A 23,780-nucleotide genomic window follows, 5' to 3' on the forward strand; every position below is an offset into this window, starting at 1 on the left:
TAGCCTGCTCCATCCGATCGCATCCTCTATTCTAAAAGATAGGGTGTACTCGTGTTGCCGGTCGTTGTCATCGTCGACGTAACATGGAATGTTACTTTCGTTTGCCGCCAGCTGTCTTCATTACCGCCATGGTTCGTGTATGCCGAGCAGGTCCCAGCCTTTGTCTTTACTCATCTGCTCCAGGGCTTCCGCTTTTGCTTCCAGCATTTTGTTAAATGAAGCCTCAATTTGCTGGAGGTTTTGCAGAGTCATCTTTCTTTGTTGCTGATTGTTGATGATGCGCAAATCCGCATGGATATCGAAGGAAAGATGAGAGCCGGGCGCGATCCATTTTCGCTGAACCTGTATATCTTGCGCTTCGACATCGACATAGCTTCCGTTTACGGTGATCGTTTCTGTCAATCGCCGGTACTTTTTATTCAGGATGTAAAACAGAACCTTCGATTTATCATCCAGACGGCCGACCATTCGGGCATGGATAAAGACGGCACCTTCGGCAAAAGTCAATCCGTTTTGGGTCGCATTGATTTTTTCGATTTCATCGGACTTGGAGGCCGCTTTCACTCCGTTATAGTGAATGATTGGAATGACAGTGGGTGTCTGGCGCTTCAAATCCTTTTCCAGGTCCTTGAACCGGATCGGATAAATGTTCATTCTAAAATTGCGCTGATAGTGATTGGACAAGGAACGCATGAATCTGCCGGGAACTCGGTCCAGAGGAGTAAAGCTGTTCATAATGACGTCCAGAGGGCTGTCCGAAACAAAAATAATTAAATTGGACCGGCGCTCAGGATTCAGCTCGACATAATTGATCAGGTCCAGTATGCCTTCCCTGGCGTAACGTTCGGAGATGATGTAGCTCTGCAAATGCGCCGTAAAAAATAATCGGGGCATAGCCCTGCCTGTTTTTTCAGTAAATCTTCCGTGACTGAAGTCTTTGAAATTAAAGGTATACACGGCAGCCTTCGCCGAGCTTCCTGTTCTTGTCGACAGGCCTGTCGGATTCATGACTTGATAGTAGGCTAAGAAATCTCCCGTTTTCGGATCTTTATCGACACCGGCCAAGCTAACTATGGCCAGCGTATTGATATCCTTTATATCCCAGCACCCGGTACAAAGCGCCAGCAGCGTCAGCACGACTCCTAAGCGTGAGGCCTTCATCTTCCAGCACCTTCTTATTTATTTTGCATTCGTCTATGCGGGAATCGCTTCATCTTATACCGCGGAACTCTGAACAGCGTATCTCTCCAGGCAGAGAGGACACGAACGGAGCCAAGGGTGTAAAATACTTTACGCCGAATGAGCGCAAAGAAACGAGATGAATGAGCACAAAAAATACGCCGCACATCAATCCGAATAATCCCATTAATCCCGCCAGAATCATAAACGCAAACTGAATGATTCTTTGGGCGATGCCGAAGCCGTAATTGGGGGAGACAAAGTTGGAGATCGCCGTTAGCGAGACGACGATAACCATGGCGGCGGAAACCAGCCCCGCTTCCACAGCCGCTTCGCCCAGCACAAGAGCCCCTACGATGGAAATCGACTGCCCGGCAATACGCGGCATCCGCAGCCCCGCTTCCCGTAAAATCTCGAAGGTCACCATCATAATCGCCGCTTCAAAAAAGGCGGGAAACGGCACTTCCTCCCGTTGGGCCGCCAAGCTGATCAACAACGAATTCGGCAGCAGCTCCGGATGATAGCTGACGACGGCGATGTAGAGCGCCGGAACAAAGATGGACAGCAGGAAGGCAAAGAAACGCAGCCATCGCGATAGGGTGGCAATATCCGCCCGCTGGTAATAATCCTCGGGAGAATTGAAGAATTGGAAAAAAGTAACCGGACCGACCAGCGCAATGGGGGTCCCGTCCGTCATAACGACGACCTGTCCCTCCATAAGCTTGGCAACGACAGAATCCGGCCTCTCCGTAAAGAGCAGCTGAGGAAAAGGAGACCAGGTATTATCTTGAATCCACTCCTCGATGTAAGAGCTCTCCAGAATGCTGTCCGCATGAATGGAATTGAGACGCCTGCGGAATTCCTCCACAACTTTGACCTGCGCGATATTATCGATATAGGTCAAGTAAACCTTGGTCTTGGTCTCCGTCCCGATAATCAGTTGTTCAAATATTAAATGCTCGCTCTTCAGCCTTTTGCGTATTAAAGCGACATTTCTGGCAATATCCTCAACGAAGCCTTCTCTTGGACCTCGGATGGACGCCTCCGTCGTAGGTTCAGAGACACTGCGGTTCTGCCCTTTGGCAATATCGTAGCTGAGACGGCAATCTCCGCTGCTTGAAATGAGAAGGCACTGCCCCTCGAGAAGGCGTTGAATCCCCTCCGTTGCTTCCTTAAAGGCATCGGTCTGTGCCTTGGGGATGAGCGATTCAAGCCAAGACTTGGGATCGCGCAGCGCCCTGGCATCCAAATTTTGCTCCAGAATGGGCTTGAATATAAATTCATTGGCATGCTCTGTGGAAACGATTGAAGAAATGTAGATGCAAAATAAACCAAGGTCCGGACTTAGCGCGAACTCGTGACAAACAAAGTCCGGCGAATGCCCCAGCCGTTCCATGATTTGATGAACAATAAGCACGCTCGATCCGTTGGAAGCCAGGGTTGTCCCCTCCCCGGTAAATTTTTCTTATCATTATCCATTTCAAGAAATATTATGCAGTCATATGGATATAACAAAAACAAGACCAAAAAGAGAGCAGCCTCGGCAAAAGCAATCGCTATGCGTACGGCTCCTTCTTTCGATCGCAGTTGGGGATCTGCAGAATGGTTTCCGCACACGAGGTCACTGAAAAACTTACGGAGGGTACGGAAATGTTCTGTAGAAGCGTAAGCGTTCGCCTTTGTCCCTGGATTTCAACCGCTACAAGCGGAATATAATCAGAGAAATCCAGGGACAACAGCGATCGGAAGAATATTCCGTACTCGTAGCAATGACTTTTTCAGTGGCCTCTCGCACGCTGCGGTGCTTTTTAGCGCCTTGTAAGAGGCATGGCTTCTTATCTTGGTCCTGTTTTCTCAATTATATTAGGAAGACATACGTTTCGCCGGACACCCGCTCACCCGACCGGGCGGCGAAGGATGCCGTTTGCTTCCCTGCCGGCCCGATGCTCCGCCGATGAAGGATGGATCTTATGAATCGGTGCGGCTGCAACCGCCGCCTCGGCTCGCCGGCCGACCTCGCGCATTAGCGCCCGTCCGTCCCAATCGACGGGCCAGCCGTTCCATAACCGCAGCCTTCCCGCTACGAACACGCCGAGAATCTGATCGCGGTTGCCAAAGCGGGTCAGCTCCCATACAAGGTCCCGTGACGGGTAAAATTCCGGCACATCGATATCGACGATCAGAAAATCCGCCGCCTTGCCGACGGCGATTTCGCCGGTCAGCCCGCCCAGGCCGACGGCTTCGGCACTCCCCGCTGTGGCATGCGTTCAGCCAGGGCCAGCCGCCGCCGCAGGAGAAATCGCCCGCTGCGAGACCGTAGGCGAGGCGCTGCGTCGCTTCAGCCGAGTCAAGCAGCCGGAACCCGTCGCTGCGGGTTCCGTCCGTTCCGAGGCCGAAGCGGATGCCAAGCGACTGCATAAGCGTCGCCGGCGCGACCGCGTTGCCTTTCCACTGCGAGGCCACGGGATTGTAGGCGACCGCGGTATCCGTCTCGCGCAGCACCATCAGCTCGTGCGAGGTAAGCAGCGTGGCATGCGCGATCAGCGTGTGCGGACCGAGTGCGCCCGCCGCATGGAGATGCTCCAGCGGCCGCAGGCCGCGCTGGATCAAGGAGCGTTCCACTGCGCCGAGATGCTCGTTGACATGCGATTGAAAACCGCTCCCGCCTCTCGGCAAAGTCCCGCAACGCTGCGCAGCATTTCATCGGTTGCCGCCTCCGGAATGGAGATGGCCAGTGAAGGATGGATCAGACCGTCCTTCGAGCCATTCAAGAGGTGAGCCTCTGCCCGCTTCAGAATCGACTGCGCGTTATCGGACGGCGCGCCGCCCAGATCGTTGCAGATCAATCCAAGCACACAGCGCAGTCCCGCTTCCGAGGTCGCCTGCATCAGAGGCTCAAGACCGGCATCGGCGCGGGTGCCTGCATCGACGACCGTCGTAAAGCCTCCGCGCAGCGCCTCCAGCGCCGCAAGCTTGCTCGCAAGATACAGAAGCTCCGCATCGAGACTGCCTTCGAGCGGAACCCAGATGCGGCGAAAAATTTCCGAAGGCTCGCCGAATGCGAGCGCCTTACCGAACGCTTGCGTCAGATGGTGATGCGCATCGATGAAGCCCGGCATCACGACGGCGCCGGGCAGCCGCACCTGCGCTGCGTCGGTATAGCGTTCGATCAGCTCGGCCGCCGGGCCGATATCGGCGAAGCGCCCTTTTTCCACGAGAGCCGCTTGGCCGGCCGCAGGTCCCTGACGAAGCAGCAGCTGGTCGGGAATGAGCAGCAGCCGTTGTGCGGTGAAATCATCCGGTGTAAGTGACGCGTTGATCATAAAGAGCACCTCCTTCTCTGGAAATGAAATAATCGCTTGTTTTGAAAATAGCGTCCTCGTTTATCAGACCGCCGCATTGGAGCAGGCCGATCCTGCACTGCAGGATTCATAGCTCCCGCTCCTTTACCCGTGTGTTTTTCCACGGGCGGTTCTTCCATACATTTTGAATCCCGATGTATAGCAGGATCACAATGAGGAGGCCTTTAAGCACCGATCCGTGCAAATGTACGGCAAGCCAGCCTCCCAGCAAGCCGCCCAGGAAAGCCGTCGCCGTTAAATAGGGAGCCACCTTCGAGGCGATATTGCCTTGTCTGTACTGCATCCAGGTACCCAGCAGCGTAGTGGGAATGATGGCAAGCAGCGATATGCCTTGAGCTGTCTGCTCTGCGACTTGCAGCAGGAGCACGGCCCCCGGAACCATAATAATTCCGCCCCCGGCCCCGAACAGGCCGCTTGGGATCCCTGCCGCCAATCCGAGCAGGATCGAACGCAGCAGCGAATACGATGCCTCGCCTGTCTGCCCCTCCGATCCGGTCGTTAAGGACAAGGCGAAGCCTGCTGCAATAATGAGGAGGAAACAGCCGAACCATAGGCTTAGATGCCGGCCTTTTACATATTTCATCCACCGCGTACCCAGCATAACTCCGACCAGACTGCTGATCATGACAGGAATCGTGAGCTTCAAATCAATATGGCCCGATGCCGAGTAAAAGCCGAGAGCCGACAGCCCGGAGGCAAAGGCTACGGGCAGCGCTGTTGCATGAGCCTTATGGGAAGACAAGCCCAGCAGGCCGGATAAGAAAGGAATCACAAGGAAGGAGCCGCCGATGCCGAGGAGCCCGCCCAGAAATCCGCCGAATATGCCGATCAGACTCACTTTGATAAGGAACGGCAGTCCTTCGGATGCTTCTTCCCCCAAGTTAGGATGATGTTTCAATTCGCTTCCCCTTTCCGGTGTTTAATGTGCAGGCGCGGGCAGAAACTCGTTCGTAAACACTTTGGTCACATCGACCTCTTTCTTGATTAGACCCGCCTCAAGCAGCTGCTTCATCAGCGTAGTCCAACGGGCCTCTGCCATATAGCCTACACCGTGTTCTGCCGCATCGCCGCCAAATACAAGATCCCTTTGGGATTCCGCCCCGAAATTCAGCAAGTCCGCGTTGAGGTTGGGGTTCGCCTTAAGCAGCACAGGGTTCACATCCTTATAGTGATCCTTATAATAGTTCCAGCCTTGGACGCTGGCCTCCACATAAGCCTTCACCAGCTTCGGATTTTCCTTCAAAACCTTCTCGGTCGTAAATAAAACATTGGCGTAGGGCTGATAGCCCGAATCGTAGATTTTCAAGTAATTGGTTTCGATGCCCTGCTCCTTCAAGCTGAAAGGCGCTGTGTTCAAATAAGCCTGGGCGCCTGAGGTTTTATTTGAAAGGAATCCGCTGAAATCGCCGGTAAATGCCAGCTCATTCACTTGATCCAGCTTATATTTCTTCTTGATATATTCCCAGTAAGGCGACCCTGGAGAAACAAACACCGTTCTTCCGTTCAGATCCCCGAAGGTTTGGATCGGTTCGTTCTTCTGAAACAGAATGATCTGCGGACTCACTTGAAACAAAGAGGCAACCGCCACAAGAGGAATCCCCTCCGCACGGGCCATCAGCACCTGGTCTCCTTGCGCCATACCGAACTGGGCCTTCCCCGACGAAACGACCTGAATGGTCGAAATTTGCGGGCCGCCCGGCTGGATCGTCATATCGATTCCGGCCTCTTTATAAAACCCCTGCGCTTGTGCGGCATATTGTCCTCCTTGGTCCGCCTGCGCATACCAGTTCATGATTTGCGTAACCGGCACCTGCTCTTTCGTCTCTTTTGCCGCCTCCGAAGCTTTGGGCGTAGAAGCGGCGGAACCGCAGCCGGCCAGCAAAGTCATAACCAATGAAATACATCCCCACATCCGCACCGTTTTTCTCATATACAAATCCCCCTTGTTCTTCACTGAGCGATGGTTAATTGACCCGGTAATCCGGTTTTACCGGCCAATCGTTATCATCTAACATAGCAGCGATGTAATTTCGAGTCAATATAGTTAACATTTAATGATATGCCAACGAGGACGAATGATGAAAATCGACGAATATGCCCATTAAATTCCACTTTTATGTCATGTCATATCACATTGGGGTTGTGCCTTCTTTAGAAACTTACTATACTGAAACTATGGCATTCATTTTCAAAGGAGCGATGCGAATGTCCGGTCACCGAATGAATCTGATGACACTTCAAGAAGCGATGGACCTGCTGGAAGTAAGCCGGTCGACCTTGGACCGGTGGCGCAAGTCCAAGCGCCTTCCTTTCATTAAAATAGGTAAAGAAATTTATTTTCATAAAGAGGATTTGCAGCACTGGATTCGCCGCCAAACTACGGTGCTTGCTGCCGATGAAGCCGAAAGAAGACCTCTCTCCTCCAGCCCGGAAACGATAACCATCGGCTACCAGAGCGGAACTGCTTATATGTGGAGTCCGTTGATCATCAAAGAACTGAGATTGTTCGAGGAGGAGCTGGCGCTCCTAGAGCCGTCGCGCGTGTTTTCCGTACAGTGGCGGAACGCCGTCAGCGGACTTGAATTGGTGGAAGACATGATCGCAGGCCGCGTCCATGTCGCCTATTTGGGCGACTATCCTATTGTCGTCAGCCAGCAGCTCAGCCGGCTCCTGCCCAATTTCAACCCGGTATTGCTCGCATTCGACGGCAAATCCCAGCGCGGCCAGGGGATTTCCATTGTCGTTCCCAGAGGCTCCAACATCCATGAGCCGGAGGAGCTTGCAGGGCTGAGCATTTCGACGGTTATGAACTCAAGCGCCGGATGCCGGGTAAACCGGCTTCTGGCCGCTCTCGGCGGTCAGCCATCTCAAGTGATTCATCAGGACATGAGCAGTATATTGACGAGCATCCGGGGGATGAGTAAGGGCGCCAGCGCCATGTGGGAGCCGTATATTAGCCTGGCTAAGTTCCAGGGAGTGGGCGAGGTGATTTTCGACGAAGGTCTGGGCGATGATTACTTAACCGGAATCGTAGCTCAGGAGCAATGGTCGCAGCGAAACGAATCGTGCGTGATTGCCTATCTAAAAGCCCACTTGCGCGCCCATCAAATCGTACGAGATACCCCGATGAAGGCCGTATCCATTATTTCACAAGCCGCCGGGTTCCCGCAGAGCATTGTAGCGGAAATTATCGCCCGTGTCCGATGGGATGCGGCGGTTTATACGCGCGATTTGGAAACACTCCTTCATTTAAATGACAGCGCAGCTGCCGGAGGCGGGAATGCAGCCGGAAGCTCCCTTCACCCGATTGCTTTCAGGGGGAATTATTTGCACACCGCCTCCAGGCAGCTGAGGCTTCCTTATTTAACGGGAGATCCTCTCACGGGAGAATGGGCTCCAGAGCAAATATATTGAGGTCCTGCAGCCATTAACACAGCCTTGCTCCATGATAAACAAAAACCCGGACGCGGCCACTATAAAAGTGCCGTACCCGGGTTACTTGGTCTGGGGCGGAATTGCGCTTAGCGCGTTCTAGCCCTTGATGCCTGTTGTGGCGATGCCTTCGACAAAATATTTTTGCGAGAAGAAAAAGACAAGAATGCAGGGGATAATCGCTACCACAGACATCGCCAGCACCTGATTCCAGGCAATGCTTGCCGAATTATCCAGCGCCATGCGGAGCGCCAGCGAAACCGTAAACTTTTTGACGCTCGTAATATAAATCAAAGAATTGAAGAAATCGTTCCAGGTCCAGATGAACTCGAAGATTCCCGCAGAGAATAACGCCGGCTTGGCTAACGGCAGCAAGATCCGGACCAGAATCATGAACGAATTGCAGCCGTCCATTTTGGCCGATTCATCAAGCTCCCTCGGCAGGCCGCGGAAAAACTGCACCAGCATAAAGACGAAGAACGCGTTCGTCGCCAGCGCCGCCGGCACAATAAACGGCAAATAGCTGTTCAGCCAATCCAGGTTTTTATATAAAATGTAGCGCGGAATCATGACGACCGCATTAGGCAGCATCAGCGTGGAAATCATGAGCGCAAAAAACAGCCTTTTCAACGGAAATTGAAACCGGGCGAATCCATAGCCTACAAGGGTACTCGAAACTACGGTGAAAAACACGGTCGGCAGCACCAGCTTGAACGTATTCATGAAGAATAACCCGAACGAATATTGGCCGGAGCCCTTCCAGCCGTTCTGATAGCCATTCCATAAAAATTCCTTCGGCCACAGGCTCAATGAGCCGAAGATTTCCTCGTTGGACTTGAAGGAAGCGCTGAAGAGCCAGATCAGCGGATAAATCATAATCAATCCGAACACACACATGAATACAAAGGTGACTGCCTTGCGCATGGATTCATTCCTCAATGTTTGTCCCCTCCATCCTCATAGTGCGCCCAATACGAAGAAGAGCGGAACACCAGCAGCGTGAAAATTAAAATGATGCTGAACAGCACCCAGGACAAGGCGGACGCATAGCCCATTTTCAAAAATTTAAAGCCTTCGTCATACAATTTCATTCCGAATAAGTAAGTCGACTTCAGCGGGCCCCCATCCGGCAAAATGACGAACGCTCCGGTAAACTCCTGGAACGCGTTCACGATCTGCATAACCAGATTGAATAACAGAATCGGGGTGATCAACGGCAGCGTGACGGAGAAAAACATTCTCAGCTTGGACGCTCCATCCACCCGGCCGACCTCGTACAGCTCACCGGGAACCTGCTTCAAGCCTGCAAGAAACAAGACCATAGAAGAGCCGAACTGCCATACGTTCAGCATGGAGATCGTAAACAGCGACAGCTTCGGGTTCCCCAGCCAATCGACGGCTGGCAGATGCAGCATTGCAGTCACGTTGTTAATAACGCCTTCCTTCATGAACAGAAACCGCCACAGGACCGCTACCGCGACGCTGCCCCCCAGGATGGAAGGCAGGTAATAAACCGTGCGGAAGAAATTGACGCTTCGCATCTTGACATTCAAAATAACGGCGACGAGAAGCGCAAAAGCCAGCTTGGCCGGAACGGCGATCAAAGCATAGATCAGAGTGACCTTGAGCGTCTGGTAAAACATGTCGTCCTTCGTGAACATGTCGACGTAATTTTTCAAGCCAATCCATTTCGGCGTGTTAATAAGGTCAAACGATGTGAAGGAATAATACATTGAGGCAAGAAACGGATAAAGCTGCAGGAGCAGAAATCCGATAATCCAGGGGCTGATATATACCAGCCCGATATAAGATGCTCTGCTCCTTTTTCTTTTCAGAGCCTGCTGCATGGTCATCTCTCCATCCTGTACGTGATGTCTATTTTTTCAGCTCTTTAATTTTCTCTGTATACCGCTTTATCAGCTCGTCGGCCGCCTGGTCGGGAGAGGTCTTGTCAAACGCGATTCTCTGAATCAGGTCCTTCGAGATCTCGCCCAGCTGGGAATTTTGCGAGATCGCATTGTCCGGAACCGCTTGGCTTTTGGAGGCCAGATCTACCGCTTGGGCAATGTTTTTATCCAGCTTGTTCGCTTCTACAATCGCATTTTTAGCCGAGTCCAGAGCCGGTACGGCGCGAACATCGCCCAGCGTCTTCGCCGCTTCCGGATCGGTCAGCAGCCAGTTGACGAATTTCAAAGCTTCCGCCTGATTCTCCGAGCGCTTGTTAATACCTACTACCATCGAAGGGCGGATTTGTGCGGCGCCTGTCTTGGCATCCTTGGCCAAAGCCGGCAGCACGCTTTCCACTACGGTGCCTTTAGGCAAAGCGTCCTTGTACTTGCCGATTTCGCTGCTCCAGCCATCGTAAGCCAGCAGCTCCTGGTTGATCCATTTCGGGTTTTGATCCGTTTTGCCCGTAAACAATTGGCTTTCCCCCAGCGGCTGGTACACGCCGGCCTTGAACGCTTTTTGCACCCAATCGAAAGCTTCGGCCGCCTGCTCCTTCGTAAACGCAAGCGTGTAGTCGTCCTTGACCATCGGGCTGTTCGTTTTCTGGCGGAGATAGTTGCCGAACATCGTGGACACGACGCCTAGATCGGAGTCAAGCAAATACATCTTGCTGTCCTTCTCGCGAATCTTCTTCGCGGTTTCCAGCAGCGTATCCCAGGTCCAGGCCTGATCGACCTGAATCCCCAGCTTGTCCGCGAGCGTTTTGTTCACGATCATCGATCGGCCGTTGGTTCCCATCGGAAGCGCGACCACTTTGTTGTTGTAGGTCATGAAGCTTTTCATATAAGTTGCATCGAACTTGCTGACGTCAATCGTTTTCTGCGAGTTCAAATCAAGCAGCAGCTCGTTTCCGCTCGTCAATTCCGCAAGCCACGGCTGATCCAGCTGCATAATATCCGGTGCCGTAGCGCCGGCCAGCTGGGTCTTGATTTTTTGCTCATATCCGTCAAAGCCGCCGTATTCCGCTTCGATGGTCACGTTCGGATTTTTTTGCTGGTACAGATTAATCGCATCCAAGGTCGCCTTATGCCGCGAATCGCCGCCCCACCAGGAGAAGCGTAAAGTCACTGCTTTCCCGCTGTCGCCTCCGGCCGCAGCCCCCTGCTCGCTCGAACCGCTGCCGCAGCCGACCAAGCCGATAGATAATAACGAAACGGCAACGGCCGAGCTTATAATTGCTGTTTTTTTCATTTCGAAGTCCCCTTTGCCTGACATTTTTATTTGTAAGCACTTTCAAATTAATTATAGCAACGCGCCAAAGCAACTTAAATCCATCTGGTTTGTCAAAAGGTTTGAATATTTGTCTATCTTTGTTCGTTCCCGAACGCCAAAATGGGCGCAGGATTTGCCATAAGTTTTCATTATTTGCTATGGTGTTGTAAGCGATTTAACGGTAACTTATAATGAAGCTTACATGAATCCCGGCTATAGTTGATGCGGTGCAACAGCGGCGGCGGGCCGGATTGAACCCTCCTGGAGCCGTGTGCAAGCGTTCACCTGCGTCACCTGATTTTCGCCGGACTCCCCTTTTCCTGAGAAGCATGGACAAGCTTTAACCCTAAGGAGGCATCAGACGCATGTACAAGCTGTTGGTGGCTGACGATGAGACCAAAATACGAATGGGCCTATGCAGTTACTTTCCCTGGAACGATATCGGTTTCGAGATCGTGTCCGAGGCCAAGAACGGCAAGCAGGCGCTGGATTATATTCTTCATCATGAAGTGGACGTCGTGCTGAGCGATATTAAAATGCCGGTCATGTCCGGCATCGAGCTGGCCGAAGAGCTGCATAACCGGAAGTCCGATACGAAAATTATTTTCCTGTCCGGCTACAAGGAATTCGAATATGCGCAGCAAGCGCTTGGCTTCGGCGTCAAAGGCTATATTATCAAACCGACCAAATATGAGGAACTGCTGAAGCTGTTTACCGGGATTAAAGCGGAGCTGGATAACGAGAAGCTGAATGGAAAGCGCTTTACCGCTGAGCCTCCCACTGAGCCGGTGGAACCCGAAGAAAACCAGGAGGAGCAGGGATACCACGAGAAAAAAATCACTGCCATCAAGGCTTACGTCACCGAGCATTATCAGCATGTCACACTGGAGGAAGCCGCCGGCGTCTTTCATATGAGCCTGCACTATCTAAGCAAATATTTCAAAAAATGGTCGGGACAAAACTTCTCGGACTACGTCATTTCCGTCAAAATGGAGAAGGCCGCGGAGCTGCTGAAGGATATTTCCTACAAATCCTACGAAATCGGCAGCGCGGTCGGCTACGATAATGCCAAAAATTTCTCCCGGGCGTTCAAATTGTATTTCGGCAAAAGCCCGCGCGAGTTTCGCAATACGCCGAATTAACGTCAGACCGATACGGATGGAGACACGATGAAGAATACTTTTTTCATGAAGCATCTTATGATGTTCCTGCTTCCCCTGCTCATTCCCATTATTATTCTAGGGACCCTCTCCATTCTAATATCGCAGAGCTATCTCAAGGAGGATATTAACAAAAACTCCGTCAACCTGCTGAAGCAGACCAAGGAAAATATCGAGTTTATCGTCAGCGAAACGGATCCGATGATGCTCGTGTATGACAACGATCTCAAAATCATCGATGCGCTGAGTTCCATTATGCGCAACCGTTCGCTTTCTCATGAGGATCTTATTTCATTCGATCTGCTGAAAAGCTTCCTGAACGCCCCGGCCAATGCCAGGCAGTATATCGATTCCTTCTACATTTACCTGCCGAACGATAACGGGCGGTTTATTTCCTCCAAGCAGGGACTATCCGAGCTGAAATCGTATGACGATACGCAGTGGTTCGAGCAGTTTCAGCGGCAGGATGAGCATGTGAAGCTGTGGATCGAGTCCCGTTATATCAAGTCTATCGGCCAGAATGCGGAGCAGCAAAGACGGGTGACCATTTATCAGCGAATTAATAACGGCCGGGGCGTGCTGGTGCTCAATATTCTTCCGGGGTATATCGAGAATATATTGCGGTCCCTCTCCACCTTTCCCGATCAGTGCATATTGGTCGTGAACGAAAAGAACGAAATTGTTTTCAGCGACAAGCAGCCCGCCTATTTAACAAGCCTCGATCTCGCAAGCATTCTTCCGTCGGGCCAAACGTTCTATACGGTTAAAACCCCCGATCAGTCGTTGATCGTGACCCAGTTAACTTCCGTCCGCTACGGCTGGAAATATATTTCCATTGTTCCGCAGAGCGCACTGTATCAGGTGCCGTTCCAAATTATTAAAATTACGATCTGGCTGCTGCTGATTTCTTTTATTCTCGGTTCCATGCTGGCCCTATACATGACGCAGCGCAGCTACTCGGAACGCCGCTACAAGCTGCAGGCTTCGCAGCTGATGGCGCTGCAATCGCAAATCAATCCGCATTTCTTGTTCAATACGCTGGAAACGCTGAATTGGGAAACCATCGCCCTTACGGGACGCCCGAATCAGGTGACCCGCATCATCGATAATTTGTCGGAAATTTTGCGCTATTCCTTAACCGACCCCGAGGAGTCCGTCACCTTGGATACCGAAATCAGCAGCCTGGAGCATTACCTGCAGATTCAGAAATACCGGTATGAGGACAAATTCGATGTGGTGCTGGATTACGATTCCACCGTGCTGCATTGGAAGGTGATGAAGCTGATGCTTCAGCCTATCGTCGAGAACAGCATCTACCACGGCATCAAGGAAAAAGAAGGCCCGGGCCGGATTAAAATTAAAATTCGCCAATCGGGTCCGTATCTAGATATCGTTATTGTCGACAATGGGCTTGGCATGAGCCGGGAGGTGCTGCAGCTGATCCGCTCCAATCTGAACAAGGAGGACGGCTACTCCCAGCATATCGGGCTGCTCAATACGAACAAGCGGCTGGTGCTGGCCTACGGGGAGACGAGCCGAATCACGATTCGCAGCAAGGAGGGCTGGGGAACGGCGATTTATTTTAAAGTGCCGGCCCGTGCTTAGGGAAGGGTGAAATCATGAGGCATACAATGGCCTCGTGATCCGGTATCTGTTATAGAGGCAAAAAGAAGAGGCCACTGTATCACGCAGTGGCCTTCGGGCTGCCCGAAACCTGCCTTAAGTGAAAATGAGCACAGACACAGGGGGGCCGCTGAAAAAGTAATCACTGCGAGTTCGGAACATTCTTCCGATCGCTGTTGTCCCTGTATTTCTTTGATTATATACCGCTTTTAGCGGTTGAAATCCAGGGACAAAGGCGAACGCTTTCGCTTCTACAGAACGATTCCGGACTCTACGCTTGTTTTTTCAGTGGCCTCGACGCTGGTGGGGTATCTTCCGGAGGAGTATACGTCCGCCTTTAAAATCCATGAAATTACCGCAAATTCTAATCCCATTCATGGATTTTAACAGCAGCTGGAGGAAGATACCCCACCGGAGTCTCCCACCATGTGTGAGGGGGTTCTTAACAAGCTCGAGGTCACTGCATCACGCAGTGACCTCCTTTGCTCAATCCTCCAGCTTTTTGAATAATTAATAGATTAGATCGGGACCAAGCTATTATTGCTCTTTGAATCATGATTTGCTTGCCGGGTCCGTCTTCTGAATGTACCAATAGGCCACCGGCATCTGAAAGGAGCCCTTGGGATTGGTGAGCAGGGTGTATGCCGTCACCCGGTACATTCCGGAAGACTCGGGCAGTTTCACTTTTGCAGTAAAGCGATCGCCTTCAAACGGCGCCGATATCGGGTCGCCCTCCTGCACGTATGCGTCTCCCTGCTGACGTTCCACTTTAAAAGTCAAGCCGGTGCCATTGATCCTGTCCACCGTTCCCGAGAAGGTCATGTCCGAGCTGTTGGTTTCCTGATATGCCTTTTCCGGCGTCACTTTCACTAGACGGGTGGAGTCTCCGGAATTGAACGACGTATTCTGGTCCAGAATGGCATCCAGCTCCTGCAGGGGAAGCTCCACATCATACTCCGCATAAAACAAAATACGCCTGTTCTGGGTCAATTGAAGCAGCATATGGTTTGTTCCGAGATCCATGCTGATAGACGTATCCAGTCTGTACTTCAGGTTCACCCTCTTCAGCATCAGCCATGCCGCCTGCAACGACCGGCGCGAGAATCTTCTGCCCGTCAACTTTTTTTCCAAGACCAAGGAAGGGCAGATCGGACGTTCCTTGGATAAACTCGTCTACGCGGACAATATAATTATAATTATCCACACGCTGCTTAAGTCCATGGTCTTCCACGATCAGCTGCCGGTACGTAATATTCTCCATATGCGTCTCTGGACTCCATACCGACTCATATCCGAACAATTCCTTAAGATCCGGCTCTCGAAGCAGCCATTTGCCGTCCTGCTTGACCGGTTTCTTCCAAACTTCCGCTTCCCCGGCAGTCGTCCCAAACCAAACGAGTTCCACTTGGTTGTCGCCTTCCTTCAGGATAAACCCGTTGGTCCCGTTATCTACCAGCAGACTGCCGTCTTCCGTTTCTTTCGCCGTATAGCCAAGCATACCGGCAATCCAAGATACATCCAGCATAGGGACATAATCGATCGTCCGGCCGACCTCCTCCCCATTCCACATGATCTGCGGGTCTCCGATCAGGATATTGTCTACTTTAACAGAGTCCTTCTCCCGCACGATTAGCGGATTATCGGTGAACCAACCGTTCTCTTCCGCCTTGGGAGTGAAGCTGATTTTCCGCTCTCCCTCCGACCACACCACACTGCCAAAGGCGGACAAATCGTTCAGCTTGATAGCCGTTCTCCCCCCGATATTAATGGAGGGAATCTCTTGATCTCCGTAATAGGCGGTGATGTCCGTATACAAGGCGTCAGCCAGCTTGGTGCCTGGCGGCTGCGCTGTTGTCTGGACGGGCAGAGGATGAGGCTCCTTTTTCCCGGCATAGCGAATGACAATTTTCCTTTCCTGGGGGACCCAGGCTACATCAAAGCCGTATTCACGAAGATCCTCCGCCGCTACCGCCGTGTAGCCGTCTACATTGAGCGAGGGAATCTCAGTACCGTTTACATACGCACGGATATCCGTGGATAGAACCTGTCCGGTCACCTCTCCAATCTCTGCTGCCCAAACGGACGGCGTACCGGCTAAGGTTAGGCATGCCGCAATCCCGAGAGAAGCGAATGATAACCTTTTTTTCTTCATCCGATTCGTTCTCCTTTCAATTGAATGAACTTCGTTTAAATTCCTATATTATACCATGATATCAATTTTATGTTTACGATCCCTTTGTACTTTTATAATATGGGTTTCATAATTCCGATATTGCTGCATCCAGGTTTCCAATGATGTCTCCCCTTTTGTCAGTAAAGAATAAACCAATTATGATATATTAGAAATAAATAGGGAATCCAATTTTTATATCTATTAGGAGGCGGTTCTGTGTTAAAAGGAAAAATCGCGCTGATTACCGGTTCGGCAACCGGCATCGGCCGGGCCATTGCGCTTCGTCTGGCTCGGGAAGGCGTCCATGTTACAATTAACTATTCCAAATCGGAACAGGAAGCGCTTGAAACACAGCGGGAGGTTGAAGCTTTAGGCGTACAAAGTCTGCTGTATAAAGCGACTGTGTCCGACGACCAGCAGGTAAGGCAAATGGTCCAAGAAACGATAAACAAATTCGGACGTTTGGATATTTTGGTCAACAATGCCGGTGTTACCGATTTTGTTAAACATGATGATTTGGAAGGGCTCAAGGACGAATATTGGGACAGAGTGATGGATGTCAACGTCAAAGGACTGTTTTTCTGCTGCCGTGCGGCAGCAGCTGAATTGAAGAAGCAAAAAGGATGCATCGTTAACGTTACTTCCATTGCAGGAATGACCGGTCTGGGAAGCTCGATCGCTTATGCCGCTTCCAAGGCGGCGGCGATCAGCGTGACGAAATCGCTGTCCCGCGTTATGGCTCCGGATGTTCGCGTGAATGGCATAGCGCCTGGAATTGTACAGACGCGCTGGGTAGCTGGGCAGGAAGAACATATTAAGCACCTTGCTGAAGGTACCCCTCTGGGAAGGGTGGCTACTCCGGAAGATGTAGCCGAGACCGCCTATTCTTTAATTGGCCATTCGCCATTTGTAACAGGCCAGACACTGGTCGTTGATGGAGGAATGTTTATTTAACGCATACCTTTAGTTCATATTTGAATCTTATTCACTTCCAATTATTTACTTATTTGGTTATTTAAAATCAAAATAAGTGTCCTGTAAATGAACACGACGAGGCTGCCAAGGCATACCTGCAGCCTCGTTGTTTATTCAACTATTGAGTCCCAACTATAAAGTTTATCATAAGCGTCGAAGATCCTGTAAGGCTCGGACGAGTCTTACTCCCTCATAAATACAAAATACCCCAACAAATTTTACGACCAGGCAGGTTCAATTCCACCAACTCGGTCAGGCATCCTTGAAGTCCAATCCAGCTTTCACCCGGCGAGGTAACCGCAACTTCAAGTTCGTGATCGCGACACCGGCCAAAATCAGCACCCCGCCTCCCAGTTGCGCAAGCATGATCGGATCGCCCAGCACAAAATGGCTGACGATGATGGCGATGAATGGCGGGATGTTCATAAACATAGCGCTCATGGATGGCCCGGCGACCGCAATGCCCTGATTCCACCAGAAGCCCGCCAGTCCTTGGCCGATAACGGCAACGCAGACAAGTAATACCCATGTAAATACCCGATGGCTGGCGTGCATGCCGCCGTTCAGCGCTTCAATTCCAACAGCAGGCGACATGAGAATTGTGCCAATCACCGTGGAGTAGATCGTTACCTCGTACGAAGTCATCACCGCCGTCAACTTACGGATGAACAGCAGGCTTACCGACATGCCCAGCATCGCGACAAGCAAATACACATCGCCATGGGAGATGCCCAACTGTTTGCCCCCGTATAGGACAATGCAGACGACGCCGATAAGCGCCACGATGGCTCCGACCAGCTTCTGCTTGGTGATAACCTCCTTGAGGAATACACGCGACAGCAGCGTCGTCGCGATCGGGGCAAGCGCGATGATTAGGGCGGCATTACCTGCTGTCGACTCCTGCAGCCCGGTAAAATAAAACAATTGGTTGATAAGCGTACCAGTAATACCGGCCATCAGCAGCAAACCCCACTCACGTTTCTTCGGCCGCCGAATCGATTTATTAATGGCAACCACCGAAATGAGGAAAATCGACATGACCACTAAACGCGCGAATGAAAGAAAAATCGGCGAGAAATCGCGCAGCATATACGCGCTCGCCACATAGTTGCCTCCCCAGAGCAGAGAGACGCCCCATAGTTTAAGAAATACTGTTCGATCTGGCATGAAATGATTCTCCTTGACGTCCAATTAGATAAGATAGCGATAGCCCCCGCATCCGCTGATTCATTGCATTTGCATGCAAAAGCCGCTCTGCGAAACCTGCGGGGTCCTACAATTAGAAAACTTCCAAGCCTGGTCCAGCATCTCCTTCACCTTTAACACTCAGCACCAATTTTATCATACTCTATTATCTACGCAATCTGCACTATCGTTTAACGCGGCTATTTTATGATTGTAACACCACTATACTTTAAATCCTTCAACATCTAAGTCAAAAGAGTGATATTTCATGGATTTGTTAATGATCCAATGCTCAAAAGGAATCACCTGCGGACGAAATTTTATAATTAGAATATCTAGTCCCGTTTCTTCTTTAGCTTCTCGTGTGGCAGTTACCTCGAACGTTTCCCCACTCTCACAGCTACCCTTCGGTAAACTCCAACCATGCTTGTCACGAACTAATAACACAGCTTTATTTTTAATTATTAAAATTCCTGCTGCAAGTAAATGTGATTGATTTTTCATTGCGCGAAACTTGATACGTTTGCAGTACATAAAATGGTATCGCTCGCTGGTGGGAATCATCATTAGTAATCATTGATCAATAAATAGTCCAGAATAGTATGGTTCCCCCCTCCATCTCCATCTTCCTCGACGTAGTCTGAATCTGGTTCGCCGCCATTTTTCAAAATTGTTTTTTCAGAAGCAGTGTTAAGTTCGTCGCAAACAACTAGAGCTTTTTTGATTCCTAACTCTTTTGCTTTCTTCAATGATAATGCTAATAATTGACTTGCATAGCCTTTTCTTCTCTCTTTTGGCCGGATTCCATATCCAATATGTCCGCCACAATTAAGCAGTTTTTCAGTTAAGCGATGTCTAATGTTAACAGCACCAACCACCTTATGGTCGACAACTAACCAAAATGTAGAATCGGGAACCCAGTTTTCAGGTAAATTTTCTCCTCTTTCATTATTCAGCAGGAATTGAATCATAGCTTGGATATTCTTCCTTCAAATCGACTGTTGGCCTGACTAAAGATATACATACGCCCATTTACTCATCCTCCAGACAGCGCCACGCCTGTTTCACCATACTTTCACTTACATCCGCTGGACCAGCCTGCGCGAAGCATCCCAACGCCATCCTAATGGATGCCCTTTAAATCGGAAGCCTCCGTACCAAGCATTCATTTCCTTTACCTCTGCCCAATCCTTTTCACCAGCCAGCACTTTTCGCCCCAGCTCCGTTAGAGTAATGACACAATCACGGAATGACGGTACTGAATTTGTGAAGTCGGGAAAATCCGTAGCCCCTTGGACATGCAATAACGCGTATGGCTCTTCCGACATATTCGCTAAGTGGTACCAATATTCCAAGTCACCCATGCCCAAATCATTCAACTCGTTTCCCGCCTGCTCGAATAATTTGTATGGAGAGCTTACTCCTGAAGCGACAAGCTCTAAAGTGCTTCGCTCGATCATCCCAAGACCATTGTAAGTGGAGGGCAGCCGGGATAAATGAGCCTCAAATGCAGCTCTTGCGAAAGGGAGCGCCGACATATCTTCCTGAAGGAATTCAATGTGCTTCTCCAGCTCTGGCGAGGTATAGGCCTCCCACCATTTGCTCCCCAGCTCGAGCTCCCGGCGCCCAATCGGCCGCCAAGTTCCCATCAGAGCCTCTAATTGCTTGGGAGTAAGCTGACCCAGGCCGCGAAATAATTCGATTCCGGGGTAAGCCCCGATGCATAGCAGGCTCAATTTCGTTTTACCTATCGGCTGCTTTGCAAACCAGTTGAGCAAATAACACAGCATCGTCTGGTCGAACAGATCGTGCTCAAACCATAATACAATCTCTTCGTACTTCTGGAATTGTTGTAATTTGTTCTCTTGGTTCTCGCAAGTGGAGATATAGTCTGCCGGAGGAATATTCAGAATATGCTCCAGATCATGCGCTCTTACGGATCGGTTGTTTTCCCCAGCCATATCGCTGAATACCGGTCCAATGGAATACACTTCTCTCCACACGAATAGATCTCCTTGAATTCCCGCTTGCTTTAGCTTATCTCCCACCGAATCTCCATTTACAATATGCAGCATTCCTGTCCCTCCTTCATCCTTGTTTTTATATGGAGGCCGCCGTTTCTTGTCGGCAGCCTCGTTTTGTTAGATTCATGCTTGCATATAACTGTTGCTCATCCGTATATTCGAACCTTCCACTTACCCCTTGATGCAGAGACGTCACCGCGTCCCGCCAGCTGCGTCATCATTATTTTATTGTACGTTGATGTTCTTAATGATTTTGGCAGGATTCCCTCCTACGACGACATTGTCGGGAACGTCTTTGGTCACTACGGCTCCGGAAGCAATAACCACATGATCACCGACGGTAACGCCTGGATTGATTACTGCTCTTCCGCCTATCCAGACATTGTTCCCCATCGTCACAGGCTTCCCGAATTCTGCACCGGCAGCTCGTTCCAAAGGATCAAGCGGGTGAGTGGCTGTATAAATATGTACGCCTGGTCCCACAAAACAATTTTCACCAAAACGGACTTCGCATACGTCCAAAATCACACAGTCAAAGTTAGCATAAAAGTTGTTGCCTGCATGGATATTATAGCCGTAGTCACAACGAAACGTCGGTTCGATATATATGCTTTTTCCCGTTGAACCGAAAAGCTCTTTGAGAAGTTCAACCCGTTTATCATAATCCGTTTCTACGGTTTGATTGAACAATCGCGTCAATTTCCTGGCATTTTCTCTATCTCTTGTTAATTGCGGATCGGATGCTAAGTACAGCTCTCCAGCTAACATCTTTTGCTTCTCGGATTTAATTTCCATGCATTACATCCTTTCATATAGAAGCTGTATTCATGAATCACTTCTTTTTCCTTGCAAGGAACAAAGCAGCAACCTGAGGCTTTAGTATAGTTCCACCATAGTCTTCAATTGTACTTTTTATACTTTGAAACAGCTCTTTCTTTACATGGTCTAAGATATATATTGGAATATAAAATAAAACTCCCGTCCCCATAAAGGACGAGAGTAAAGCTGTTAATGGAATATAATGGATATGCCTCAAATAATAACATGGATGAAACGCCAGAACAATACTTTTTCTCGACTTGCTTAGAGCGATCGGATCCCTATGACAACGTTAGCGTCCAGCTCCTCGGATCGAACCCAGGATACGAGCAGCCCGGACTGAGCAAAGAGTTCGACAGCTAATGGCGCCTGCCTCTCGCCGGTTTCGATGAGCAGGCAGCCTCCCGGTACAAGCCATAGAGGGGCTTCAGCCGCTATTCTTCGGTGGATATCAAGACCATCGGTTCCTCCATCCAACGCGATCCTTGCCTCGTGGATTCGGGCCTCCGTGGGCATCCGTTTTATGGCGTCCGTAGGTACGTAGGGGGCATTAGCGACAATAACGTTGACACGGTTATACAGCTGCGGAGGCAGCGGCCGGAAGAGATCCCCTTCATACACATAGCCTTTGTCTAAATGAATATTACGGCGGGCGCATCGGGCTGCGGCAGGGTCGATATCAACCGCGTGCAATTCAATCTGCCCCTTGGAAGCCGCTAAGGCGGCGCTTAAAGCTCCCGATCCGCAGCACAGGTCAACGACGACGTCTCCCGGCTGAATGAGAGCCGCGGCCTGCCGAACAAGAAACTCGGTTCGTGGCCGAGGCACGAAAACTCCGGGCTCCAGCTCAATTCGCAATCCGCAAAATTCCGCCCATCCGATAATGTGCTCAAGGGGGAATCCGGCAGCTCTCCGGTCGACCCGTTCGGCCAGCTCGGCAGCATCCCGTGAAGAAGCTATAAGCAGCCGGGCCTCATCCTCAGCAAAAACACAGCCGGCCGCGCGAAGCTTCCGGACAACCGAACCCCAAACGGTACTTTCATCCTCGCGATAATTCACATATCAACCTACTTTGGCATTGGATTTGATATAATCATTAATACCAGTCTATAGGTTATCGCGGTTTTTTAACAAGTAAGAATCTCTTATAGCCAAACGATCCGAGCATTTCATCGTATTCCTATTTACTTGCTAAACACCTTACCGGGATTATCCGGCGTGAAGTCCGGATACTGTACCCGCTTCGTTTTGCCGTCTGCAACGGCTTTATCCAGCGCTGCATTGTAACGCTGATTCAGGTCGGCGAGACCTTTGTCCGCATCCAATGCGCCCATAATGATCGCGTTCATGATGAAATACATGTCGTTGCCCTCCGGCTTCACATTGGTCGGCACCGGCGGCCACACCTTATCCTTGTCGTCGAACTGGAGACTCGGCTTTTGCTGAATGATCTCCGGCTGCTTCGCTTTGGACAGAATCGAAGGCACCATGACCAGGCCGAGCCCTTTTTCATGATAGCCTGCGAGCACTTCATCGCTGTACAGGTACTTCATGACCTTCCAGGCTTGATCCGGATTTTTCGTTTTCGCATTCATCAAGAACCAGCGGCCGGCCAAATAAATATTTTGCGAGCCCTTCACACCGTCAATGGTAGGCAGCGGAGCGACGTCCCAATTCTCCTTCGTCTGGAATTGGTTCTGATAGACGCCCGGCTCGGAATGCGTCCAGGAAATGTACATGCCGATTTTGCCGGCGGCGAATTGCGTGCGAAGCGGATCGATATCCAGGGAACCCGAGCCCGGGAAGGCCGCGTTGGAGGTGAAGATCTCCTTGTACGCATTCAGAATCGGCTTGTAGCCGGTAAAGTCGTATTTGCCGGTTTTGAAGTCATAGCCGGACTCCACGCCTCCGCTGCGCATCATAATGAAGTCAATCGAGCGCTGCAGCGCGGAGGACGGGCTTTTCAAATTTGCCGCAAAGCCGTAAATGCCCTGGCCCTTCAGCTTGTCGGAAATTTGCTTGGCGTCCTTCACCATCTCGTCCAAGGTGGCCGGAGGTCCGGCGATCCCCGCTTTCTCGAAAATCCCTTTATTGTAATACAGTCGCGGCGTCGTTCCTACGGCAGGCAGCGAGTAAATTTTGCCGTCCTGCATGTTGATGCCTTCAATGAAGGCGCCCTCGCCGAAGCGCTGTTTAAATTCCGGTGTCAAATATTTGTCCAGCGGAGCCAAATCCCCTTTGGGCAGATGGTCCGTGTAAGCGGTGGAGCCGTCGAAGAAGACATCCGGACCCTCGTTCGTTGCCAGCGCGATATCGAGCGACTGCGTGAAGTTCTCGGAATACACTTGGTATTCGGCTTCAATGTTATCCTTGTTTTCTTTATTGAACTTGTCCAGCGCCGCTTTCATATAATCCTGATCGTGGCGGTTGATCGTCCATACTTTAATCTTCGTTTTGGCTGCCGATTTCGTCTCGGAGCCCCCTGCTGTCGTAGCGGAAGCGGCATTCTTGTCGCTTGGTGCGGTCGAGCAGCCTGCCAGAAGGGACAAGGTCAAGGCTCCGGCTACAAGACCGGTTACGGTTGGTTTCATTCTGTGATCACCCTTTTGTTATTTTTGAAAACCCTTTC

Annotated in this window: 20 protein-coding genes and 2 pseudogenes; 4 read left to right on the top strand and 18 right to left on the bottom strand. The window is 50.7% G+C overall.

From position 1 onward, the window contains the following. Positions 1–120: 120 nt before the first annotated feature. The 6 genes and pseudogenes from ACHHV8_RS22095 to ACHHV8_RS22120 all read right to left on the bottom strand — a co-directional run bounded on the left by ACHHV8_RS22095 (position 121) and on the right by ACHHV8_RS22120 (position 6,471). Entirely contained in the window at positions 121–1,161 is a 1,041-nt protein-coding gene (locus ACHHV8_RS22095; protein ID WP_395161620.1) for a Ger(x)C family spore germination protein, read from the bottom strand. A 49-nt stretch (positions 1,162–1,210) separates the two neighbouring features. After that, positions 1,211–2,596 (bottom strand): spore germination protein, encoded by a 1,386-nt coding sequence (locus tag ACHHV8_RS22100; RefSeq protein WP_395161622.1) that lies wholly within the window; start codon positions 2,594–2,596, stop codon positions 1,211–1,213. Positions 2,597–3,074: 478 nt separating this feature from the next. Beyond that, a pseudogene (locus ACHHV8_RS22105) lies at positions 3,075–3,428 on the bottom strand (hypothetical protein); the annotation flags it as partial. 357 nt (positions 3,429–3,785) lie between these two features. Next, a complete protein-coding gene (locus ACHHV8_RS22110; RefSeq protein ID WP_395161624.1) occupies positions 3,786–4,502 on the bottom strand; it encodes an amidohydrolase family protein in 717 nt (238 codons plus the stop codon). A 106-nt stretch (positions 4,503–4,608) separates the two neighbouring features. Next, entirely contained in the window at positions 4,609–5,439 is an 831-nt protein-coding gene (locus tag ACHHV8_RS22115) for a sulfite exporter TauE/SafE family protein (protein ID WP_395161626.1), read from the bottom strand. Between the two features lie 21 nt (positions 5,440–5,460). Further along, positions 5,461–6,471 carry an ABC transporter substrate-binding protein gene (locus ACHHV8_RS22120; RefSeq protein ID WP_395161628.1) on the bottom strand — a complete coding sequence of 337 codons (1,011 nt, stop codon included), beginning with the start codon at positions 6,469–6,471 and terminating at the stop codon, positions 5,461–5,463. A gap of 275 nt (positions 6,472–6,746) precedes the next feature. Between ACHHV8_RS22120 and ACHHV8_RS22125 the strand changes: the two genes are divergently transcribed. Continuing rightward, positions 6,747–7,955 (top strand): helix-turn-helix domain-containing protein, encoded by a 1,209-nt coding sequence (locus ACHHV8_RS22125; protein ID WP_395161630.1) that lies wholly within the window; start codon positions 6,747–6,749, stop codon positions 7,953–7,955. A 117-nt stretch (positions 7,956–8,072) separates the two neighbouring features. Here the strand turns inward: ACHHV8_RS22125 and ACHHV8_RS22130 are convergent, their stop codons facing one another. From ACHHV8_RS22130 to ACHHV8_RS22140, 3 genes are read right to left on the bottom strand one after another with little or no spacing between them, the layout of a single operon-like run. Further along, positions 8,073–8,897: a carbohydrate ABC transporter permease gene (locus ACHHV8_RS22130; protein WP_395163590.1), complete on the bottom strand. Its 825-nt coding sequence runs from the start codon at positions 8,895–8,897 to the stop codon at positions 8,073–8,075. A gap of 11 nt (positions 8,898–8,908) precedes the next feature. Then, positions 8,909–9,820 (bottom strand): carbohydrate ABC transporter permease, encoded by a 912-nt coding sequence (locus ACHHV8_RS22135; RefSeq protein ID WP_395161632.1) that lies wholly within the window; start codon positions 9,818–9,820, stop codon positions 8,909–8,911. A gap of 28 nt (positions 9,821–9,848) precedes the next feature. Next, complete coding sequence (locus ACHHV8_RS22140; protein WP_395161634.1) at positions 9,849–11,171, bottom strand: ABC transporter substrate-binding protein; 1,323 nt, start codon at positions 11,169–11,171, stop codon at positions 9,849–9,851. A 386-nt stretch (positions 11,172–11,557) separates the two neighbouring features. On the opposite strand from ACHHV8_RS22140, the gene ACHHV8_RS22145 reads away from it, so the two are divergent. Both ACHHV8_RS22145 and ACHHV8_RS22150 read left to right on the top strand, forming a co-directional pair. Then, positions 11,558–12,334, top strand: a complete 777-nt coding sequence (locus tag ACHHV8_RS22145) for a response regulator transcription factor (RefSeq protein ID WP_395161635.1) — start codon at positions 11,558–11,560, stop codon at positions 12,332–12,334. A gap of 27 nt (positions 12,335–12,361) precedes the next feature. Beyond that, positions 12,362–13,957 carry a sensor histidine kinase gene (locus tag ACHHV8_RS22150; RefSeq protein WP_395161636.1) on the top strand — a complete coding sequence of 532 codons (1,596 nt, stop codon included), beginning with the start codon at positions 12,362–12,364 and terminating at the stop codon, positions 13,955–13,957. Positions 13,958–14,527: 570 nt separating this feature from the next. Here the strand turns inward: ACHHV8_RS22150 and ACHHV8_RS22155 are convergent. After that, positions 14,528–14,977: a hypothetical protein gene (locus ACHHV8_RS22155; protein ID WP_395161637.1), complete on the bottom strand. Its 450-nt coding sequence runs from the start codon at positions 14,975–14,977 to the stop codon at positions 14,528–14,530. Beyond that, positions 14,925–16,127, bottom strand: coding sequence for a hypothetical protein (locus tag ACHHV8_RS22160; protein WP_395161638.1), 1,203 nt, complete (start codon positions 16,125–16,127; stop codon positions 14,925–14,927). Before ACHHV8_RS22160 ends, ACHHV8_RS22155 begins: the two co-directional genes overlap by 53 nt. A gap of 237 nt (positions 16,128–16,364) precedes the next feature. On the opposite strand from ACHHV8_RS22160, the gene ACHHV8_RS22165 reads away from it, so the two are divergent. Next, positions 16,365–17,102 (top strand): SDR family NAD(P)-dependent oxidoreductase, encoded by a 738-nt coding sequence (locus tag ACHHV8_RS22165; protein ID WP_395161639.1) that lies wholly within the window; start codon positions 16,365–16,367, stop codon positions 17,100–17,102. Between the two features lie 273 nt (positions 17,103–17,375). Here the strand turns inward: ACHHV8_RS22165 and ACHHV8_RS22170 are convergent, their stop codons facing one another. The 7 genes and pseudogenes from ACHHV8_RS22170 to ACHHV8_RS22200 form a co-directional block, all read right to left on the bottom strand. Next, positions 17,376–18,290: a DMT family transporter gene (locus tag ACHHV8_RS22170; RefSeq protein WP_395161640.1), complete on the bottom strand. Its 915-nt coding sequence runs from the start codon at positions 18,288–18,290 to the stop codon at positions 17,376–17,378. A gap of 240 nt (positions 18,291–18,530) precedes the next feature. Further along, the gene (locus tag ACHHV8_RS22175; RefSeq protein ID WP_395161641.1) at positions 18,531–18,812 is read right to left on the bottom strand and encodes an NUDIX domain-containing protein; all 282 of its coding nucleotides are present in this window, start codon (positions 18,810–18,812) and stop codon (positions 18,531–18,533) included. Positions 18,813–18,874: 62 nt separating this feature from the next. Continuing rightward, positions 18,875–19,291: pseudogene (locus ACHHV8_RS22180) on the bottom strand (GNAT family N-acetyltransferase); the annotation flags it as partial. Positions 19,292–19,387: 96 nt separating this feature from the next. Further along, the gene (locus tag ACHHV8_RS22185; protein WP_395161642.1) at positions 19,388–20,383 is read right to left on the bottom strand and encodes a DUF1835 domain-containing protein; all 996 of its coding nucleotides are present in this window, start codon (positions 20,381–20,383) and stop codon (positions 19,388–19,390) included. 174 nt (positions 20,384–20,557) lie between these two features. Beyond that, positions 20,558–21,127 (bottom strand): maltose acetyltransferase domain-containing protein, encoded by a 570-nt coding sequence (locus tag ACHHV8_RS22190; protein ID WP_395161643.1) that lies wholly within the window; start codon positions 21,125–21,127, stop codon positions 20,558–20,560. Between the two features lie 288 nt (positions 21,128–21,415). Further along, positions 21,416–22,210, bottom strand: coding sequence for a putative protein N(5)-glutamine methyltransferase (locus ACHHV8_RS22195; protein WP_395161644.1), 795 nt, complete (start codon positions 22,208–22,210; stop codon positions 21,416–21,418). Between the two features lie 125 nt (positions 22,211–22,335). Next, positions 22,336–23,742: an ABC transporter substrate-binding protein gene (locus ACHHV8_RS22200; RefSeq protein WP_395161645.1), complete on the bottom strand. Its 1,407-nt coding sequence runs from the start codon at positions 23,740–23,742 to the stop codon at positions 22,336–22,338. Positions 23,743–23,780: the final 38 nt, after the last annotated feature.

Source organism: Paenibacillus sp. TAB_01 (genome assembly GCF_043945595.1).
Taxonomy (GTDB): Bacteria; Bacillota; Bacilli; order Paenibacillales; family NBRC-103111; genus Paenibacillus_S.

What these genes read in the sequence shown, in the direction of transcription:
- ACHHV8_RS22095 (WP_395161620.1), bottom strand. Translation starts at nt 1,161, where the DNA reads ATGAAGGCCTCACGCTTAGGAGTCGTGCTGACGCTGCTGGCGCTTTGT.
- ACHHV8_RS22110 (WP_395161624.1), bottom strand. Translation starts at nt 4,502, where the DNA reads ATGATCAACGCGTCACTTACACCGGATGATTTCACCGCACAACGGCTG.
- ACHHV8_RS22120 (WP_395161628.1), bottom strand. Translation starts at nt 6,471, where the DNA reads ATGAGAAAAACGGTGCGGATGTGGGGATGTATTTCATTGGTTATGACT.
- ACHHV8_RS22125 (WP_395161630.1), top strand. Translation starts at nt 6,747, where the DNA reads ATGTCCGGTCACCGAATGAATCTGATGACACTTCAAGAAGCGATGGAC.
- ACHHV8_RS22130 (WP_395163590.1), bottom strand. Translation starts at nt 8,897, where the DNA reads ATGCGCAAGGCAGTCACCTTTGTATTCATGTGTGTGTTCGGATTGATT.
- ACHHV8_RS22135 (WP_395161632.1), bottom strand. Translation starts at nt 9,820, where the DNA reads ATGCAGCAGGCTCTGAAAAGAAAAAGGAGCAGAGCATCTTATATCGGG.
- ACHHV8_RS22140 (WP_395161634.1), bottom strand. Translation starts at nt 11,171, where the DNA reads ATGAAAAAAACAGCAATTATAAGCTCGGCCGTTGCCGTTTCGTTATTA.
- ACHHV8_RS22145 (WP_395161635.1), top strand. Translation starts at nt 11,558, where the DNA reads ATGTACAAGCTGTTGGTGGCTGACGATGAGACCAAAATACGAATGGGC.
- ACHHV8_RS22150 (WP_395161636.1), top strand. Translation starts at nt 12,362, where the DNA reads ATGAAGAATACTTTTTTCATGAAGCATCTTATGATGTTCCTGCTTCCC.
- ACHHV8_RS22155 (WP_395161637.1), bottom strand. Translation starts at nt 14,977, where the DNA reads ATGCTGCTTCAATTGACCCAGAACAGGCGTATTTTGTTTTATGCGGAG.
- ACHHV8_RS22160 (WP_395161638.1), bottom strand. Translation starts at nt 16,127, where the DNA reads ATGAAGAAAAAAAGGTTATCATTCGCTTCTCTCGGGATTGCGGCATGC.
- ACHHV8_RS22170 (WP_395161640.1), bottom strand. Translation starts at nt 18,290, where the DNA reads ATGCCAGATCGAACAGTATTTCTTAAACTATGGGGCGTCTCTCTGCTC.
- ACHHV8_RS22175 (WP_395161641.1), bottom strand. Translation starts at nt 18,812, where the DNA reads ATGAAAAATCAATCACATTTACTTGCAGCAGGAATTTTAATAATTAAA.
- ACHHV8_RS22185 (WP_395161642.1), bottom strand. Translation starts at nt 20,383, where the DNA reads ATGCTGCATATTGTAAATGGAGATTCGGTGGGAGATAAGCTAAAGCAA.
- ACHHV8_RS22190 (WP_395161643.1), bottom strand. Translation starts at nt 21,127, where the DNA reads ATGGAAATTAAATCCGAGAAGCAAAAGATGTTAGCTGGAGAGCTGTAC.
- ACHHV8_RS22200 (WP_395161645.1), bottom strand. Translation starts at nt 23,742, where the DNA reads ATGAAACCAACCGTAACCGGTCTTGTAGCCGGAGCCTTGACCTTGTCC.